Source organism: Acinetobacter sp. LoGeW2-3, assembly GCF_002688565.1.
Taxonomy (GTDB): Bacteria; Pseudomonadota; Gammaproteobacteria; order Pseudomonadales; family Moraxellaceae; genus Acinetobacter.
In genome coordinates, this window is record NZ_CP024011.1 from 1,310,678 (window position 1) to 1,326,995 (window position 16,318).

Sequence of the window (16,318 nt, forward strand, 5' to 3'; positions counted from 1 at the left end):
TCAAGCAGCACGCGATATTCGCAAGTTTCATTAGTTTTTGACATTGACCAGGTGTGATTTATGGCTGCTGAAGAACATGCCCTTACTTCGACCGAGTACATCAAGCACCACTTGACCAACATGACCTATGGCAAAATGCCGGACGGTACATGGAAATTGGCCGAGAATGGTGCTGAAGCTCAACAGATGGGGTTCACTGCTATTCACTTGGATTCAATGGGTTGGTCAATCGGCCTTGGTGTTATTTTCTGTTTGTTATTCTGGCTCGTAGCGAAAGCTGCAAACTCTGGTGTTCCTACCAAGTTCCAGTCTGCAATCGAAATGATCATCGAGTTTGTTGACTCAAGTGTACGCGATACTTTCCACGGAAAATCGCGTTTGATCGCTCCACTAGCGCTAACCATCTTCGTGTGGATTTTCCTCATGAACGCGATGGACTTAATCCCTGTTGACTGGATTCCTTATGTCGCTCAACACGTGATTGGTAGTGCATTTGGTATTGATCCGCACCACGTTTACTTCAAGATCGTTCCATCTACTGACCCTAACATTACCCTTGGTATGTCATTGTCTGTATTTGCGCTTATCTTGTTCTACAGTATTCGTGAGAAAGGCATTGGCGGTTTCGTTGGTGAGCTTGCACTTAACCCATTTAACCCAAGTAACCCAGTTGCAAAAGCGTTACTCATTCCAGTGAACTTAATTCTTGAATTGGTAACCTTCCTTGCACGTCCAGTTTCATTGGCTCTACGACTGTTCGGTAACATGTATGCGGGTGAGTTAATCTTCATTCTTATCGCGTTATTACCGTTCTGGATCCAGTGGGCGTTATCTGTGCCTTGGGCGATCTTCCACATTCTTGTTATTACGCTACAAGCATTCATTTTCATGATGCTGACTATCGTATACTTGAGCATGGCAAGCGAAAAGCATTAATGGTATTGCCTAACTGTCACGGGATGGTTGGGCACAATTTTTTAACTTAATTTGGTATAAACCTAACCTCTGAGGAATTATCATGGAACTCACTTTAGGTCTAGTTGCAATTGCATCTGCTATCTTGATCGCTTTCGGTGCTTTAGGTACTGCGATTGGTTTTGGTCTTCTAGGCGGCCGTTTCCTTGAAGCTGTAGCTCGTCAACCAGAATTGGCTCCACAACTTCAAACTCGTATGTTCTTAATCGCGGGTCTTCTTGATGCTGTGCCTATGATCGGTGTTGGTATTGGCTTGTTCTTCATCTTCGCTAATCCATTTGTAGGTTAATCAGCTTAATTCCGAAATTCACTATTTGAGGAATTTGCAATGAATATCAACCTCACATTGTTTGGCCAAGCGATTGCGTTTGCGATTTTTGTCGCATTCTGCATGAAGTTTGTATGGCCACCACTAATCAATGCGATTAGTGAACGTCAGCGTAAAATCGCTGATGGCTTAAATGCTGCTGAAAAAGCGAAGGCTGACCTTGCAGATGCGCAAGCACAAGTGAAAGCTGAACTAGACGCGGCAAAAGCACAAGCGGCTCAATTGATCGAACAAGCGAACCGTCGTGCAGCGCAATTGGTAGAAGAAGCTCGTACTCAAGCATCAGCTGAAGGTGAGCGTATTCGTCAACAGGCTAAAGAAGCTGTTGATACTGAAATCAATTCTGCTCGCGAAGAATTACGTCAACAAGTGGCTGCTCTTGCAGTTGCTGGCGCTGAGAAAATTCTTAGCCAGCAAGTTGACGCAGAAGCTCACAATGCCATGCTGACTCAGCTGGCTGCTAAACTTTAAGAGAGGCGGATTATGGCTGAACTCTTGACGTTAGCACGCCCTTACGCAAAAGCAGCATTTGCTTACGCTTCTGAGCAAGGTACAGCTGACTCTTGGTCAACTGCACTTGAATTGCTCAGTGCTGCGGTGCAAGACGAAGCATTTTCAGCTTATCTAAATCGCCCTGAGTTGACACCTGCTGAGCAGGTGGCACTTTTTGCTAAAGTTTTAGGCGAAGACCAAACGCCTGCAGTGTCAAACTTTTTGACTATGCTTGCTGAAAACGCACGTTTGGCTTTGCTTCCTGAAATTGCTGCAGAATATGAACAGCTCAAATCACAGAATAACAATACTGTGGATGTTGTGATTGAATCAGCATTCCCATTAACTTCTGTACAGGAACAACTTCTTACTCACGCATTAGAGAAAAAATTCGAAGCGGCGGTAAATGTTTCTGTAGAAGTTAACCCGGCGTTGATCGCGGGTGTGGTTATTCGTGCAGGCGACCAAGTGATAGATGATTCTGCGCTTAATAAGCTTGAAAAAATGCGTACTCGTCTTCTTGCCTAAGAAATAAGAAGACTGAACTTTAAAAAGATTGAGGTATAGCGCAATGCAACAACTGAATCCATCCGAGATCAGTGCGCTCATTAAACAGCGTATCGGCGATCTGGACACCAGCGCGACCGCTAAAAACGAAGGTACCATTGTTATGGTATCCGACGGTATTGTGCGTATTCACGGCCTTGCTGATGCAATGTACGGTGAAATGATCGAATTCGACGGCGGCTTATACGGTATGGCACTGAACCTAGAACAGGATTCAGTGGGCGTCGTTGTTTTAGGTAACTACTTAAGCCTTCAAGAAGGTCAAAAAGCGCGTTGCACAGGTCGTGTATTAGAAGTTCCGGTTGGTCCAGAACTTTTAGGCCGTGTAGTAGATGCTCTTGGTAACCCGATTGATGGTAAAGGCCCTATTGATGCAAAACTTACTGATGCTGTTGAAAAAGTAGCACCAGGCGTAATTTGGCGTCAATCAGTGGATCAACCTGTACAAACTGGTTATAAATCAGTAGATACAATGATCCCAGTAGGCCGTGGTCAGCGTGAGTTGATCATTGGTGACCGTCAGACTGGTAAAACAGCTATGGCGATCGATGCGATCATCGCTCAGAAAAACTCTGGCATTAAATGTATCTATGTTGCAGTTGGTCAAAAACAATCAACTATCGCAAACGTTGTACGTAAGCTAGAAGAAACTGGCGCTATGGCGTATACAACTGTTGTAGCAGCAGCTGCAGCCGATCCAGCAGCAATGCTGTTCTTGGCTCCATACTCTGGCTGTACAATGGGCGAATACTTCCGTGACCGCGGTGAAGATGCTCTGATCATCTATGATGACTTGTCTAAACAAGCTGTAGCATATCGTCAAATTTCATTGCTTCTTCGTCGTCCACCAGGTCGTGAAGCTTACCCAGGTGACGTGTTCTATCTACATTCACGTCTACTTGAACGTGCTTCTCGTGTATCTGCTGACTACGTTGAGAAATTCACTAACGGTGAAGTTAAAGGCCAAACTGGTTCATTAACTGCATTGCCGATTATTGAAACTCAAGCAGGTGACGTATCTGCATTCGTACCAACAAACGTAATTTCTATTACTGATGGTCAGATCTTCCTTGAAACATCATTGTTTAACGCAGGTATTCGTCCTGCTGTGAACGCGGGTATCTCTGTATCTCGTGTTGGTGGTTCTGCGCAGACTAAAGTCATCAAGAAATTGTCTGGTGGTATCCGTACTGCACTTGCACAGTACCGTGAATTGGCAGCGTTTGCTCAGTTCGCTTCTGACCTTGACGAAGCAACTCGTAAACAGCTTGAACACGGTCAACGCGTAACTGAGCTTATGAAGCAAAAACAATATGCTCCATACTCAATCGCTGACCAAGCTGTATCAGTTTATGCATCTAACGAAGGCTACATGGCTGACGTAGAAGTTAAGAAAATCGTTGCATTTGATGCTGCGTTAATTGCTTACTTCCGTTCAGAACACGCTGCGTTAATGCAAAAAATTGACGAGACTGGTGCTTGGGATAAAGATATCGAAGCTGAATTCAAAGCTGGTATTGAAAAGTTCAAAGCGACTCAAACTTACTAATTTAGCAACTTGCTAGATTGGTGTTGGTTTGGTTCACGGAATCAACCTTCGAGGGCTCGTAAGGGCCTTCGAATACTAGGTTAAGCGTATGGCAAATTTAAAAGAAATTCGCGCCAAAGTAGCTAGTATCAAAAGCACGCAGAAAATTACTCGCGCGATGCAGATGGTAGCAGCTTCTAAGATGCGTCGTGCGCAAGAGCGCATGGCTCAAGGCCGTCCGTATGCCGAAAATATGCACCGTGTAATTGCTCATTTGGTACAAGCGAATCCTGAATATAAACACCGTTATATGGTTGAACGCCCTGTGAAGCGCGTTGGCTATATCATTGTGTCTTCAGATCGTGGCCTTGCTGGTGGTTTGAACATTAACCTGTTCAAGAAAGTGGTAAAACACGTTCAACAGCAACAAGAGCAGTCAATTGAAGTTCAATTTGCTTTGATTGGTCAAAAAGCGGTTTCGTTTTTTAAAAACTACGGCGGTAAAGTGCTTGGTGCGACCACTCAAGTGGGCGACACTCCAAGTCTTGAACAGTTATCTGGTTCTGTACAGGTGATGTTAGACGCGTTTGATAAAGGCGAGTTAGATCGTATTTATCTAGTGTCTAATGGCTTTGTTAACGCCATGACTCAAAACCAAAAGATCGAACAGCTTGTTCCTTTAGCAGCTGCTGAAGAAGACAAGACGCTTAACCGTCAATACGGTTGGGACTACATCTACGAGCCTGAAGCTGAAGAGCTTTTAAATGGCTTGTTGGTTCGTTACATCGAGTCTGTGGTGTATCAAGGCGTGATCGAAAACATCGCGTGCGAGCAGTCTGCTCGTATGGTTGCAATGAAAGCTGCAACTGATAACGCGGGTGAGTTGATCAAGAACCTACAACTTATTTATAACAAGCTGCGTCAAGCCGCGATTACTCAGGAAATTTCTGAGATCGTTGGTGGTGCCGCTGCCGTTTAACATATATTAGTTTGAATTGAGGAGACAGCAATGAGTAGCGGTCGTATCATTCAGATCATCGGCGCGGTTATCGACGTCGAGTTTGAACGTAACAGCGTTCCTAAGATCTATGACGCTCTCCAAGTTGACGGTACTGAAACTACATTAGAAGTTCAGCAACAACTTGGTGATGGCGTAGTTCGTACTATTGCAATGGGTTCTACTGAAGGCCTTAAGCGTGGTTTGAACGTAACTAACACTAACGCGCCGATCTCTGTACCAGTTGGTACAGCGACTCTTGGCCGTATCATGGACGTTCTTGGTCGCCCTATCGACGAAGCTGGTCCTGTTGCGACTGAAGCGCGTTTACCTATTCACCGTCAAGCGCCTTCTTATGCAGAACAAGCGGCTTCTACTGACCTTCTAGAAACTGGTATTAAAGTCATCGACTTACTTTGCCCGTTCGCGAAAGGTGGTAAAGTTGGTCTGTTCGGTGGTGCCGGTGTTGGTAAAACTGTAAACATGATGGAGTTGATCAACAACATCGCGAAAGCTCACTCAGGTTTATCTGTGTTTGCTGGTGTTGGTGAGCGTACTCGTGAAGGTAACGACTTCTATCACGAGATGAAAGACTCTAACGTTCTTGACAAAGTAGCAATGGTCTACGGTCAGATGAACGAGCCACCAGGTAACCGTTTACGCGTAGCGTTGACTGGTCTGACTATGGCTGAGTACTTCCGTGACGAGAAAGACGAAAACGGTAAAGGCCGTGACGTTTTATTGTTCGTAGACAACATCTACCGTTATACGCTAGCAGGTACTGAAGTATCAGCACTTTTGGGTCGTATGCCATCTGCTGTAGGTTACCAGCCTACGCTTGCAGAAGAGATGGGTGTTCTTCAAGAACGTATTACATCTACTAAGTCTGGTTCTATTACGTCAATCCAAGCGGTATACGTACCTGCCGATGACTTAACAGATCCATCGCCTGCAACTACGTTCGCTCACTTGGACGCAACTGTTGTATTGAGCCGTGACATCGCATCTTCTGGTATTTACCCAGCGATCGATCCACTTGACTCTACTTCACGTCAGTTAGATCCACTTGTAGTTGGCCAAGAACATTACGAAATCGCTCGTGCAGTTCAAAACGTTCTTCAACGTTATAAAGAACTGAAAGACATTATCGCAATTCTTGGTATGGACGAATTGGCAGAAGAAGACAAACTTACTGTATACCGTGCACGTAAGATCCAACGTTTCTTCTCTCAACCGTTCCACGTAGCTGAAGTGTTTACTGGTGCTCCTGGTAAACTTGTACCGCTTAAAGAAACGATTCGTGGCTTTAAAGGTCTTTTAGCTGGTGAATACGATCACATCCCAGAACAAGCGTTCTACATGGTTGGTGGTATTGACGAAGTGATTGCTAAAGCTGAGAAACTTTAATTAGTTCCCTAATTTAGGAGATTCTCATGGCGACTATGCAATGTGACGTTGTAAGTGTTCAAGAGTCTTTGTACTCAGGCACTGTAACTATGCTAATTGCTAAAGGTGCTGGCGGCGAGTTAGGTATTATGCCTGGTCACGCTCCGCTGGTAACTTTGCTCCAACCTGGCGCGATCCGCGTTATTTTGGAAAACGGTACAGAAGAATTAATCTATGTATCTGGTGGTGTTCTAGAAGTTCAACCGCATGTTGTTACGGTTCTTGCTGATACAGCAGTCCGTGCAGAAAACTTAGATGAAGCTGCAATTCTTGAAGCGCGTAAACATGCTGAACAATTGCTTGCGAATCAAAAGGGCGATTTGGACGCTGCTGCTGCTTTGGCTGCTCTTGCAGAAACTGCTGCTCAGCTGGAAACGATCCGCAAAATCAAAAACCGCGCTCAATAAGAGACGGTTTAAGATTGAAAAACCACCCGAAAGGGTGGTTTTTTTATGGCTTTAACTATTGTTGTTAGTGTAATATTTGTACAAATCAAGGAGTATTCAGCTCTAATATGACTGTTGAACTAGTTAAACACTCATCTAATGCGCTAAAGCGTTATATGTCTGATATGAGTATATCAGCAGCTGAACTCGCTCAAAAAACAGGTATATCACAAAATAAAATAGAAAAAGCATTAGATTCACAAGATAAAATATTTAAGCTATCCCAACTCCAAAAGATTGGAGAAAGACTTTTTGTTCCGACTATTTACCTTAGTTCTGATAGTTTTTTTTATGAAAGATCTCAACCAGAACTAACTGAATTTAGGAACAAAAAAAACTATATTAAAAATTCTTATAGAGATAGAGCATTAATTCAAGAATTTTGCTCTGTCAGACAAACTTATCTAGATATTTTGCAGAGTTTAGATGAAAAACCATTAAAGTTTGATTTGAAACTATGTGGAGATAATCCTGAACAAGATGCTGAAAATATTATTTCTTATTTTGGATTCTATGATTATAAAAAAACTTTAAAAAATAATGATGATTACTATAAATCATGGAGAGCTTTAGTAGAAGAAAAGTCAATTCTAGTTTTAGAGAAGCCAAAAGAGGATTTTGGTTCTGATGGTCTGTGTCTGTATTTTGAATACGTACCACTCATTGGTATATTAAGTAGTGGGCAGAGTTATTCCAGAAGACTATTCACACTAATACATGAGTTAGTTCATTTAGGGTTAGGGCAGAGCATTTTTGACGGTAAAATATTATCTTCAGAAACAAATAGAATTGAAAGATATTGTGATGCAGTAGCGGGTAATGTAGTTGCTCCTATTAAAATTATTGAAAAATACTACGATAATCTCAAAGGATTAGAAGACAATATCTTAATAATTAGAAATTTGACTAAAGCAAGTAAGGCCGCTATTGCTATACAGTTTAAGAATATAGGATATATTTCTCAAAGCGAATTATCTGAATATCTTCATGAGTTAGAACGTAGAAATGATGGTGAAAGAAAAGCAGGTCCTCCAAAACATTCTATAGTATTAAATTATTTTGGTTATAACTTTGTTGAAAAGGTTATGAGTGCTATGTGGAGTGAGGCTATACCATCATCTACGGCAAAACAGATCTTACGATACAATGATAAAAACAGTGTAGATTCTTTTAATAAGTTGCAATCTAAGGTGTTTTAAAAAATGAAAATGATTAGTTTAGATGCAAATGCTGTATTAGATTTATGCTATAGGTTCTATGGTACTCAAGTTTTTGAGGGCTTATGGGGGAATCTTCAGGCATGTGTAGCTGCTAATCAAATTAGATTTTTTATTACTCCATCAATTCATGAAGAAGTAACTTCCTACATAACATTACACGATTTAGATGCTTCTATTTTTGATAAGTTTATTACTGAATATAAAGTACACTTCCCTGATACAGATGAGTTTGGTTCATCTACGCTTGAACTTAAAGAAACTTTACTGGGGTTTCGAGCTGCAAGTAGGAGTCCTCATGTAATTCGTGATAATTACGGTGATTCGGATATTGTGAGTTTTGCTAAATCTTTGGGTAATAATGCAATAGTTCTAACTTCTGAAACTAGATCTAAAATATTAAATTGGCAAAATCCTGAGCATCAAAGGCATATAAAAGTACCGAATCTATGTGAATTATTTCAGGTTGAATGCATGAATTGGTTTAATTTATTTAATTATTTGGGTCATAGGTATTAATAGAAAAATCCTTATTCCCTACAATTTTTATCTTAAACTTCGTATTCACAATCTCATTAGATGAAGATTCTTAAATTAAAAAAGCCCATTCATTGAATGGGCTTTACTACAACTTAAAATTAATTAACTTTCTGAACTATCTTCTGAAGAACTTTCAGGAATCATCATGGCAGCCAGTTTCAGCATTTCCATTTGAACGTTACCCATTTGCTGTTCCAGCTTTTTAAAGTCCACTTTGCTGAAATCCATTTGTCCATTTAAGAATGGAGAAGCCAGTGCCTGCTGGTTAGCGGTCATGATATTACTACGCACCTGATCCACTTCCTGACTTTTTAGATTTAAGCTGCCTAAAGTTTTATTGAAGCCAGTAAGCTGTTGCTGTAATTGAGTGGTAGCCGCCTGAAGCTGAGCTGTATCTTTGCTATCTACCGCAGTTTCTAATTCAGTTTGAGTCTGTTTGAGCTGCTCGACATAGTCACTCGCTTTGAGCTGAAAATCTGCAACATCACGAACGATATAGAACATATTGCCACTTTTTAGGTTGGCAGAAGACGTACGTACTTCAGCAGTTTCTTGCTGTTCCACCTGTTCACTTTCTACTTCCTGTTGAACTGGCTTCTCGGTATGAGAAACAGGAGCTGAAACTTCATCGCATCCCAGTAAACTCAGCGCACCTGCAAATAAGGCAAAGGGTAATACACTATTTTGGAAAATTTGCTTCAATTTCATGGGGGTGCTCATAGACTACTGCTTACATGACCTAATATAGGGGCTGAATTTGTAGAAAATACGAAGATTTGCAAATGAATAACAAAAAAAGCCTTACTACCGTTATTCAAACATAAAAAAGAGCGCCGAAGCGCTCTTTTTTCACCGAGGAGGACAGGATTTAACCTGCGATAATTTTAACGATCTTATCGTTAACCACATTCATCAGAACATAGTCGCCATTTACTTTAATCCATTGCTGGTTGCGACCTGGTTTGCTCAGCTTTTTATATTTGCTGTGATCCACTTTATACACTTTGCTTTGGTATTGGTTTGGAACCTTTTGACCTACTTTCCAATCACGTGATGGATCAACTTTTTTATAAACCTGTTTATGCTGCGGTGCATGATGCTGTGGCGCTGGTGCTTTATGATGTTGTTGAGCATATGGTTTAGGCGGCTGATGGTCTTGCGGCGCAGCCATAGCAGATGTCGCAATGAATGCAGTTGAGATCGATAAAACAATTGCTTTTACTAGAGTTTTCATACTTCACCTTAACATGGCGGTTTGTTTGTGTATGAGCTCATCATAAGCCGGCAGATGTATTTGAAATTGAAGGAATTGTAGTTGAAATATTAAAATCAAGAAGAAATGTGGCAGAATGTTAAAGTGTGATTTTATCAATATAAGTTATTGTTTTTATTTTAAAAATATAAGCACCTCTACATATGAGAGATGCTTACATTACTGTTACAAATTATTTAGCTAATTCGGCATTAATTGCATCCACGATGCGCGGATCATCAGCGGTAATGTCTGGTGCAAAACGGGCAACTACTTCACCATTTTTATTGACCAGGAATTTTTCAAAGTTCCATAGCACTTCTGGTGGTTCATTTGGAGTTAGGCCATAATCGACCAGATCTTTCCACCATGGACCTTCGCCAGTACGTTCAGGAATTGCTTGGGTTAAAGCGGCATATAGCGGATGCTTAGCTTCACCAACCACCGGAATTTTGGCAAATAGCGGGAAATCTACCTGATAGTTCATAGAGCAGAATTCCTGAATTTCCTTCTCGCTGCCTGGTTCTTGCGCCAGAAAGTCATTGGACGGAAAGCCAAGAATTTCCAGACCTTCAGCTTTTTTCTCATTATACAGTTTTTGTAGACCTTCATATTGTGGAGTCAGGCCGCATTTAGACGCTACATTGACGATCAACAGCACTTTGCCCTGATACTGGTTTAATGTGAATTCTGCGCCCTGAATGGATACTACTGGAATGTCGTAGACTGAAGTACTCATATGAAGTCCTGTTTTTGATGTGTTTATCCTGTCAGATGTTGTAACGGGTATTCAGATTCAGTACAAGTAAAAACATGTAGAGTCGCTGGTTAAATTTGAATCTATGCATTAATTTTGCGTGAAAAATCAATTATGCTTGCGCTACACAAAAACGGCGTTGAATCAAACCTGCTCGGCTCAAACTTGCAGGCAATGTTGAACCCTATACTTTATGGACGAGCATATGACACAGCAACACAAGGCAGTGTGGTGGGCATTTTTACTGCCATTGGCAGCGGTACTGATTTGGTCATTGAACATGACGGTGAATCGCTATGTGGCTGACTATATTTCACCGGTAAGTATCAGTTTCTATCGCTGGATTCTGGCCTTGCTAATATTAACGCCGTTTGTTCTCCCACAAGTAATCCGTTCCTGGTCCAGTATTCGACCTTATCTAGGTAAGCTGGCTTTGCTCAGTGCCTTGGGGATGGTGTTGTATCAAGGTCTGGCTTATACCTCGGCGCATTATACTTCTGCGACCAATATGGGTCTGATTAATGCCTTCATTCCGGTGTTTACCATTATTGTTGGTATCTTCGTGCTGCATGTTCGTCCTGCTGTGACTGCGGTCATTGGCAGTATCTTGTCGATCTGTGGCCTGATGTATGTGATGGCACAAGGACAGTGGGGGAATTTACTAAACTTCGGTGATACCTATATCGGCGATGTACTGATGCTGATCGCAGTATTCTTCTATGCCTGCTATGGGATTTTTCTGAAGAAATGGCAGATACAGATCCCTTTGATCCAGAGCCTGTATATCCAGATTTGTTTTAGTATTTTGCTGCACATTCCCATGATTCTGTGGACAGGTCTGGATGCCATCAATATCAATAATGCGGGCAGTATTATTTATGCCGGGATTTTTCCATCGATAGCAGCACCATTTTTATGGATGATGGCGGTGCAGGTGCTTGGGCCGAATCGCAGTAGTATTTTTATGAACCTGATGCCTGTCTTTACCGCACTGATTGCTTATCTTTGGCTAGACGAGTCCTGGACGGTCTATCACACGATTGGTGGGCTGGTGATTCTGATTGGTATTTTCCTGGCGCAGTACACACCTAAGTTGAAGGCCTAAATTCGAAAGGCACTTTGTGGAGTGATTATTTGATTAAAAAGTAATCAAATAATCACCCTAATTTAATTGAGATAGACGGTAAATCTGTAAATTTTAAATGTAAAAATGAATAGATGAAATTACGCTTCAGTTTAAAACTGGAACAAAAATAGCGGGATATTTTGAATTTTGGTCAAATATTCTAAATTATTAATAGCTAAAATATATTAATGATAATTTTTATTGTATTTGTTGTCGGACATAATTTCTCACATAATACCCGCATCAAGAATGATACTTCAGAAAATTTTCCTGATTTATCAATCTTCCAGAGATTTCGAGACCCTCTGGATGTGTTCTGCACATCCTTTTTTATGCTCAGCCATCCCTATATGGCTGAGCTTTTTTTTGTCTCAAAACTTTAGTCGGACTTGAAAAAAATCAAAAAAAGGATCCGTGCTTAAGCGCGGATCACTTCACCAGTTACGGCATCAATAATTTTGCTAGGTTCCTGACTCAGTCCTAAATCACCATTTAAGTAGTTCAGGCTTTCAGAGTCTTGGAAGTACTGCTTGGCATCTTGAAGTGAACGTGCCGGATTTAGGCCTGCCGGATTGGCACTGGTCGACACGATATAGCCACCAAAGGCCTGACATAAAGCCACGCATAAAGGATGGGTGGTGACACGTACCGCAACTTTGGGGTGATTGCCTTTAATCCAGGCTGGAATATCTTCACTGGCAGGTAATAACCAGGTAGTCGCACGTTCGGACACACTACGATTGGTCCATGAAGCAACCACACGCTCACGAATTTCTGGTGTTAGTGCTTTCAGTAAATGTTCGACCTGAGAAATATGTCCAGCAAGAAGAATCACGCCTTTTTCAATTGGACGCTGTTTCAGTTGCAGAATTTGGTGAAATGCCTGTTCGTTGTGTGGGTCACAGCCCAAACCCCAGACAGCCTCTGTAGGGTATGCCAAGACTTGGCCTTGTTTCAGGCATGCAGCTGCTTCGGCAACAGAGGTGGTGATCATGTATATACCTTTAAAAAACGACAAAGGGCTATTGTGAACCTTATTTGCCTGCACGACAACGCAGAAATATACCGGCTTGTTGTGTGCTGAAACCAAGTAGTTCCAATTCCATGAGTTGGGCTGTGATGGTAGAAACATCCTGGCTGAGTTGAATGCTGATCTGATCCAGATCCTGTCCGATCCAGTCAAGCTGATTGTAAAGTGGAATCAAGTGCTGTGGGATCTGAATAGACTCAGGTTCGGTGCTTTCCGATTTAGTTTGCTGTTCAGTTGCCTGCCATTGGGTAGGCAAGGCCAGATCTTCAATCACCTGTTGTGGATGGTCAATCAGAATTGCACCTTCACGGATGAGTTGATGACAGCCTTTATGATTTTCACTATAGATATGTCCGGGAATGGCAAACACGGTCTTGCCTTGTTCAGCGGCCAGCTTAGCAGTAATCAATGAACCACTTTTTAGTGTGGCTTCTGCAACTATCACACCCAGACTCAACCCACTGACAATACGGTTACGCCGTGGAAAATGATGTTGCAAGGGCGGAGTGCCGGGCAGGAATTCGGTAATTACCGTACCGCCTTGGGCAATGATCTGTTCCCGTAATAGCTGATTTGTGGCTGGATAGGTTTGATCCAGTCCGGTTCCCATCACCGCAATCGTCCGATGATGCTGAAGTGCTGCTCGATGTGCAGCTTCATCAATGCCTTGAGCCAGTCCACTATTGATATAAAAACCTTGTTCACTTAAGTAGTAAGCAAAATCGTATGCCATCTGCCGGCCATGGGTACTGGGTTTTCGGCTACCCACTATGGCTACTTGTGCCTGCAATAAGCTGTCGGCCTTACCCTGACCGAATATAATCGGCGGCTTATCTGCGTAGTGACTGAGCTGCTGCGGATAATCCGGCTCATCATGTAGCAAAATAAAATCGCAAGTTTTTTGGATCTGTTCCAGACAATGCTGAAACTCGCGCTGCGAATCTTTAGAATTAAAATCCTGAAGTCGCTGGATATGATTTTTATGAATGCCGAGTTTGAGCCAAGTACCGGCCTGATCTGGCTGAACAGCATCAGCAAGATTTTCATAATATTGCGATAAACGATAAAAACTGGTGAGGGAATGCTGGACCACATACCATAAGCGAATATTGTCCAGTTGAGTCGTTGATAACGAATTCAACATATTGAGACCTATTTTGTGTCTTCTTATTTTTATAATGAATGTAGAGGTTGAGATGATGCTGAATTACAGCATCATCTCAGAGTTCTTGCTAATTACTCATCCAGCAGCGGTGGTTGAATGGTTGCACCGACCTTGATTGGCAATTCGCTGTCTAGCACGTAGGCATAGCTAAGCTGATCAAAAGTCTTGAAGACCATGATATTACCAATGCGCTCACCCGGAAGCTGTACGCGCTCTTTGGTTTTCGGATCAGTCACCACTTCGCCTTTCTGGTTTACGCTATATACATGACCAGACTGAACGCCGTTTGCTGTACCACGGTCAATCGTGACTACGCTATGACGTGCAGCAGTACCAATCGAACCCAGTACACGTACGATCTGACCACCTGAAGTGCTATTTTCAGCATTTACTGGGTAGAACAGGGTAGGTAGCATCGGGTCGTATTCTGGTAGGACACGGTCACCGCGACGAACTTCAGCATTGTAGCTATCTGTCAGTTCTAGTGTAGTCACATCGCCTTCACCACGTACTGCAATACCAGATGCCACTTGTTGTAGCTCTAGCGCAGCAGTATATTTCTTGCCATTAGCATCGGTAAATACATAAGGTTCAGCTTCACGATATACCGCATAGCGTTGACCGACTTCCAGGCCATTGCCGCGTGCATAGACCTTCTGGCCTTTACCTGCCAATACGCGTTGATCCGCTGTACCCAGGATATATGGTGTGCCTTCAACAGAATCTGGTGCCACAACGGTGTAGCGTTCTAGCCATTGCTGGATGTGCGCCAGTGGAATAACCGGAATGGTATTGTTGAGTGATTCCACCCGTACCTGCGGCTGTAACTTATTCATACCGAGGTAGCGGTTGATGATACCGGTACAGCCATCGCCTTCATCTTTACCGATGATTGGACGGCCTTGGTAATCACACATCAACAAACGGTCACCCGGGAAAATCCAGTGTGGATTTTTCACATGTTTATTGCCTGCCCAGATTTCTGGCCAGCGCACCGGATTCTTAAGGAAACGTTTGGAAATATCCCATAATGTGTCACCTTTTTTCACCACATAGACATTTGGTGCTGATGCTTTCAAGCTTGGTGGATTTACATTGCGAGCTGGCGCTGCATGTGTAGTTGAAATTGTCCCCATACCAACACCTACACAAACTGCAAGTGCGAGCATCTGATTTTTAATCCCCAAGGCACTAAAAGATGGCATGCCCTTCAAAACCTTTTTCATTATCATAATTCCTAAAATTATGTATGTAAGTTGCGTTATAATAACGATCTTACACACAATTTTTTAATGAAGCATTCCTTCATTTGGTTTTTTGATCAATGGCATAATTGAGGACGCAGTATGGCCTTATTACCTATTTTAAGTTTCCCGGATCCCCGTCTTCGTACCATTGCACAACCAGTCGAAGAAGTTACTGATGAAATTCGTCAGCTCGCTGCAGATATGTTTGAAACCATGTATGAAGCGCCAGGCATTGGTTTAGCCGCGACACAAGTCGATCGTCATATTCAGCTGATTGTCATGGACTTGTCTGAAGATAAAGATCAACCCATGGTGTTCATTAACCCCAAAATTACACCATTGACTGAAGAAACACAGCCATACGAAGAAGGCTGTCTATCAGTACCTCAAATATACGATAAAGTTGAGCGTCCGTCACGTGTAAAAATTCAAGCAATTAATCTTGAAGGTCAAGCATTTGAGATTGAGGCCGATGGCCTATTGGCTGTATGTATCCAACATGAAATGGACCACTTAAATGGTAAACTTTTTGTGGATTATTTATCACCTTTGAAACGCCAGCGTGCCCGTGAAAAAATTGAAAAGGCAGCACGTCAGCGTGATAAAGCCAAAGTTGCAGTAAAACGTTAAGTATTTCGTCGTATTGATGCCTTGATCATTGCCCAGTTTTTACTGGGCTTTGTTATACTTGCAGTGACAAATTTTTATTTGCCTTTCTCCTATGTTGATACGTGGTGGGTTGCTACTTTCCTTAGTAGCCGTATTTTTACAGATCGCTGTATTCTTACAGCCTTTGCTGCCGAAGCAATATCAGGTTGCTCCGGTCTGTGAAACGATTACGCGTGCACTATTACAATCCTCTCATGTTCATTCTGAACATCATGCTTCCAGTCATGTCGTTGATCAGCACCTCGTATCCTCAGGTCAGATGGATCATGAACACGATGCCAGTCATCAATGTCAGTACTGTACTGTCTATGGCAACTTGGTCCTACCGCCTGAACTGGATGTCAAAGAAGTGCTGGATCGAATTCAGGTTCGGCTGATTGCCTTTAAACGCGCATTCAGTCATGTCTGGTTTGTCCTGCAACAACTGTTTCTGCTGCCGCAGGGAAGGGCGCCTCCACTGTTTGCATAAATCCACGTTGTTTTTGCTTGGGTCTTCATGGACTTAGGTCGTGTTCAATTTATGTATTCAGTGAGAT

At 42.4% G+C, this 16,318-nt stretch carries 19 protein-coding genes; 13 read left to right on the forward strand and 6 right to left on the reverse strand.

The genetic code is table 11. The annotated features are described in order from the left end of the window. The first annotated feature begins 60 nt into the window (after window positions 1–60). The 10 genes from atpB to BS636_RS06275 all read left to right on the forward strand — a co-directional run bounded on the left by atpB (window position 61) and on the right by BS636_RS06275 (window position 8,515). On the forward strand, window positions 61–936 hold the full coding sequence (gene atpB, locus BS636_RS06230; RefSeq protein ID WP_099338007.1) for a F0F1 ATP synthase subunit A: 876 nt from the start codon (window positions 61–63) through the stop codon (window positions 934–936). Window positions 937–1,018: 82 nt separating this feature from the next. Continuing rightward, a complete protein-coding gene (gene atpE / locus BS636_RS06235; protein ID WP_000424060.1) occupies window positions 1,019–1,264 on the forward strand; it encodes a F0F1 ATP synthase subunit C in 246 nt (81 codons plus the stop codon). A 39-nt stretch (window positions 1,265–1,303) separates the two neighbouring features. After that, a complete protein-coding gene (locus tag BS636_RS06240) occupies window positions 1,304–1,774 on the forward strand; it encodes a F0F1 ATP synthase subunit B (protein ID WP_004814248.1) in 471 nt (156 codons plus the stop codon). 12 nt (window positions 1,775–1,786) lie between these two features. Continuing rightward, window positions 1,787–2,323 carry a F0F1 ATP synthase subunit delta gene (locus BS636_RS06245; protein ID WP_099338008.1) on the forward strand — a complete coding sequence of 179 codons (537 nt, stop codon included), beginning with the start codon at window positions 1,787–1,789 and terminating at the stop codon, window positions 2,321–2,323. A 43-nt stretch (window positions 2,324–2,366) separates the two neighbouring features. After that, on the forward strand, window positions 2,367–3,911 hold the full coding sequence (gene atpA, locus BS636_RS06250) for a F0F1 ATP synthase subunit alpha (protein ID WP_099338009.1): 1,545 nt from the start codon (window positions 2,367–2,369) through the stop codon (window positions 3,909–3,911). 88 nt (window positions 3,912–3,999) lie between these two features. Beyond that, entirely contained in the window at window positions 4,000–4,869 is an 870-nt protein-coding gene (gene atpG, locus BS636_RS06255; RefSeq protein WP_099338010.1) for a F0F1 ATP synthase subunit gamma, read from the forward strand. A 30-nt stretch (window positions 4,870–4,899) separates the two neighbouring features. After that, window positions 4,900–6,294: a F0F1 ATP synthase subunit beta gene (gene atpD / locus BS636_RS06260; RefSeq protein ID WP_099338011.1), complete on the forward strand. Its 1,395-nt coding sequence runs from the start codon at window positions 4,900–4,902 to the stop codon at window positions 6,292–6,294. 26 nt (window positions 6,295–6,320) lie between these two features. Next, on the forward strand, window positions 6,321–6,740 hold the full coding sequence (locus tag BS636_RS06265) for a F0F1 ATP synthase subunit epsilon (RefSeq protein WP_099338012.1): 420 nt from the start codon (window positions 6,321–6,323) through the stop codon (window positions 6,738–6,740). A 107-nt stretch (window positions 6,741–6,847) separates the two neighbouring features. Then, a complete protein-coding gene (locus BS636_RS06270) occupies window positions 6,848–7,978 on the forward strand; it encodes an XRE family transcriptional regulator (RefSeq protein ID WP_099338013.1) in 1,131 nt (376 codons plus the stop codon). Window positions 7,979–7,981: 3 nt separating this feature from the next. Continuing rightward, complete coding sequence (locus BS636_RS06275) at window positions 7,982–8,515, forward strand: DUF4411 family protein (protein WP_099338014.1); 534 nt, start codon at window positions 7,982–7,984, stop codon at window positions 8,513–8,515. 123 nt (window positions 8,516–8,638) lie between these two features. Here BS636_RS06275 and BS636_RS06280 read toward each other — a convergent pair whose 3' ends face one another. The 3 genes from BS636_RS06280 to BS636_RS06290 all read right to left on the reverse strand — a co-directional run bounded on the left by BS636_RS06280 (window position 8,639) and on the right by BS636_RS06290 (window position 10,527). Next, window positions 8,639–9,244, reverse strand: a complete 606-nt coding sequence (locus BS636_RS06280; RefSeq protein ID WP_099339614.1) for a hypothetical protein — start codon at window positions 9,242–9,244, stop codon at window positions 8,639–8,641. A gap of 160 nt (window positions 9,245–9,404) precedes the next feature. Beyond that, window positions 9,405–9,770, reverse strand: a complete 366-nt coding sequence (locus BS636_RS06285; protein WP_099338015.1) for an RcnB family protein — start codon at window positions 9,768–9,770, stop codon at window positions 9,405–9,407. 211 nt (window positions 9,771–9,981) lie between these two features. Then, window positions 9,982–10,527, reverse strand: a complete 546-nt coding sequence (locus BS636_RS06290) for a glutathione peroxidase (RefSeq protein ID WP_099338016.1) — start codon at window positions 10,525–10,527, stop codon at window positions 9,982–9,984. A gap of 223 nt (window positions 10,528–10,750) precedes the next feature. Here BS636_RS06290 and BS636_RS06295 point away from each other — a divergent pair, with 223 nt between their 5' ends. Then, window positions 10,751–11,650, forward strand: coding sequence for a DMT family transporter (locus BS636_RS06295; RefSeq protein WP_099338017.1), 900 nt, complete (start codon window positions 10,751–10,753; stop codon window positions 11,648–11,650). A 439-nt stretch (window positions 11,651–12,089) separates the two neighbouring features. On the opposite strand, the gene BS636_RS06300 is transcribed toward BS636_RS06295, so the two are convergent. The 3 genes from BS636_RS06300 to BS636_RS06310 all read right to left on the reverse strand — a co-directional run bounded on the left by BS636_RS06300 (window position 12,090) and on the right by BS636_RS06310 (window position 15,092). Further along, the gene (locus tag BS636_RS06300; RefSeq protein WP_099338018.1) at window positions 12,090–12,665 is read right to left on the reverse strand and encodes an L-threonylcarbamoyladenylate synthase; all 576 of its coding nucleotides are present in this window, start codon (window positions 12,663–12,665) and stop codon (window positions 12,090–12,092) included. 40 nt (window positions 12,666–12,705) lie between these two features. Next, window positions 12,706–13,845, reverse strand: a complete 1,140-nt coding sequence (gene dprA / locus BS636_RS06305; RefSeq protein ID WP_099338019.1) for a DNA-processing protein DprA — start codon at window positions 13,843–13,845, stop codon at window positions 12,706–12,708. Between the two features lie 92 nt (window positions 13,846–13,937). After that, window positions 13,938–15,092 (reverse strand): LysM peptidoglycan-binding domain-containing protein, encoded by a 1,155-nt coding sequence (locus tag BS636_RS06310; RefSeq protein ID WP_099338020.1) that lies wholly within the window; start codon window positions 15,090–15,092, stop codon window positions 13,938–13,940. A gap of 120 nt (window positions 15,093–15,212) precedes the next feature. Between BS636_RS06310 and def the strand changes: the two genes are divergently transcribed. Next, entirely contained in the window at window positions 15,213–15,743 is a 531-nt protein-coding gene (def, locus tag BS636_RS06315; RefSeq protein WP_099338021.1) for a peptide deformylase, read from the forward strand. A gap of 91 nt (window positions 15,744–15,834) precedes the next feature. Continuing rightward, window positions 15,835–16,251 (forward strand): DUF2946 family protein, encoded by a 417-nt coding sequence (locus BS636_RS06320; RefSeq protein WP_099338022.1) that lies wholly within the window; start codon window positions 15,835–15,837, stop codon window positions 16,249–16,251. Window positions 16,252–16,318 lie beyond the last annotated feature (67 nt).

What these genes read in the sequence shown, in the direction of transcription:
- atpB (WP_099338007.1), top strand. Translation starts at nt 61, where the DNA reads ATGGCTGCTGAAGAACATGCCCTTACTTCGACCGAGTACATCAAGCAC.
- atpE (WP_000424060.1), top strand. Translation starts at nt 1,019, where the DNA reads ATGGAACTCACTTTAGGTCTAGTTGCAATTGCATCTGCTATCTTGATC.
- BS636_RS06240 (WP_004814248.1), top strand. Translation starts at nt 1,304, where the DNA reads ATGAATATCAACCTCACATTGTTTGGCCAAGCGATTGCGTTTGCGATT.
- BS636_RS06245 (WP_099338008.1), top strand. Translation starts at nt 1,787, where the DNA reads ATGGCTGAACTCTTGACGTTAGCACGCCCTTACGCAAAAGCAGCATTT.
- atpA (WP_099338009.1), top strand. Translation starts at nt 2,367, where the DNA reads ATGCAACAACTGAATCCATCCGAGATCAGTGCGCTCATTAAACAGCGT.
- atpG (WP_099338010.1), top strand. Translation starts at nt 4,000, where the DNA reads ATGGCAAATTTAAAAGAAATTCGCGCCAAAGTAGCTAGTATCAAAAGC.
- atpD (WP_099338011.1), top strand. Translation starts at nt 4,900, where the DNA reads ATGAGTAGCGGTCGTATCATTCAGATCATCGGCGCGGTTATCGACGTC.
- BS636_RS06265 (WP_099338012.1), top strand. Translation starts at nt 6,321, where the DNA reads ATGGCGACTATGCAATGTGACGTTGTAAGTGTTCAAGAGTCTTTGTAC.
- BS636_RS06270 (WP_099338013.1), top strand. Translation starts at nt 6,848, where the DNA reads ATGACTGTTGAACTAGTTAAACACTCATCTAATGCGCTAAAGCGTTAT.
- BS636_RS06275 (WP_099338014.1), top strand. Translation starts at nt 7,982, where the DNA reads ATGAAAATGATTAGTTTAGATGCAAATGCTGTATTAGATTTATGCTAT.
- BS636_RS06280 (WP_099339614.1), bottom strand. Translation starts at nt 9,244, where the DNA reads ATGAAATTGAAGCAAATTTTCCAAAATAGTGTATTACCCTTTGCCTTA.
- BS636_RS06285 (WP_099338015.1), bottom strand. Translation starts at nt 9,770, where the DNA reads ATGAAAACTCTAGTAAAAGCAATTGTTTTATCGATCTCAACTGCATTC.
- BS636_RS06290 (WP_099338016.1), bottom strand. Translation starts at nt 10,527, where the DNA reads ATGAGTACTTCAGTCTACGACATTCCAGTAGTATCCATTCAGGGCGCA.
- BS636_RS06295 (WP_099338017.1), top strand. Translation starts at nt 10,751, where the DNA reads ATGACACAGCAACACAAGGCAGTGTGGTGGGCATTTTTACTGCCATTG.
- BS636_RS06300 (WP_099338018.1), bottom strand. Translation starts at nt 12,665, where the DNA reads ATGATCACCACCTCTGTTGCCGAAGCAGCTGCATGCCTGAAACAAGGC.
- dprA (WP_099338019.1), bottom strand. Translation starts at nt 13,845, where the DNA reads ATGTTGAATTCGTTATCAACGACTCAACTGGACAATATTCGCTTATGG.
- BS636_RS06310 (WP_099338020.1), bottom strand. Translation starts at nt 15,092, where the DNA reads ATGAAAAAGGTTTTGAAGGGCATGCCATCTTTTAGTGCCTTGGGGATT.
- def (WP_099338021.1), top strand. Translation starts at nt 15,213, where the DNA reads ATGGCCTTATTACCTATTTTAAGTTTCCCGGATCCCCGTCTTCGTACC.
- BS636_RS06320 (WP_099338022.1), top strand. Translation starts at nt 15,835, where the DNA reads ATGTTGATACGTGGTGGGTTGCTACTTTCCTTAGTAGCCGTATTTTTA.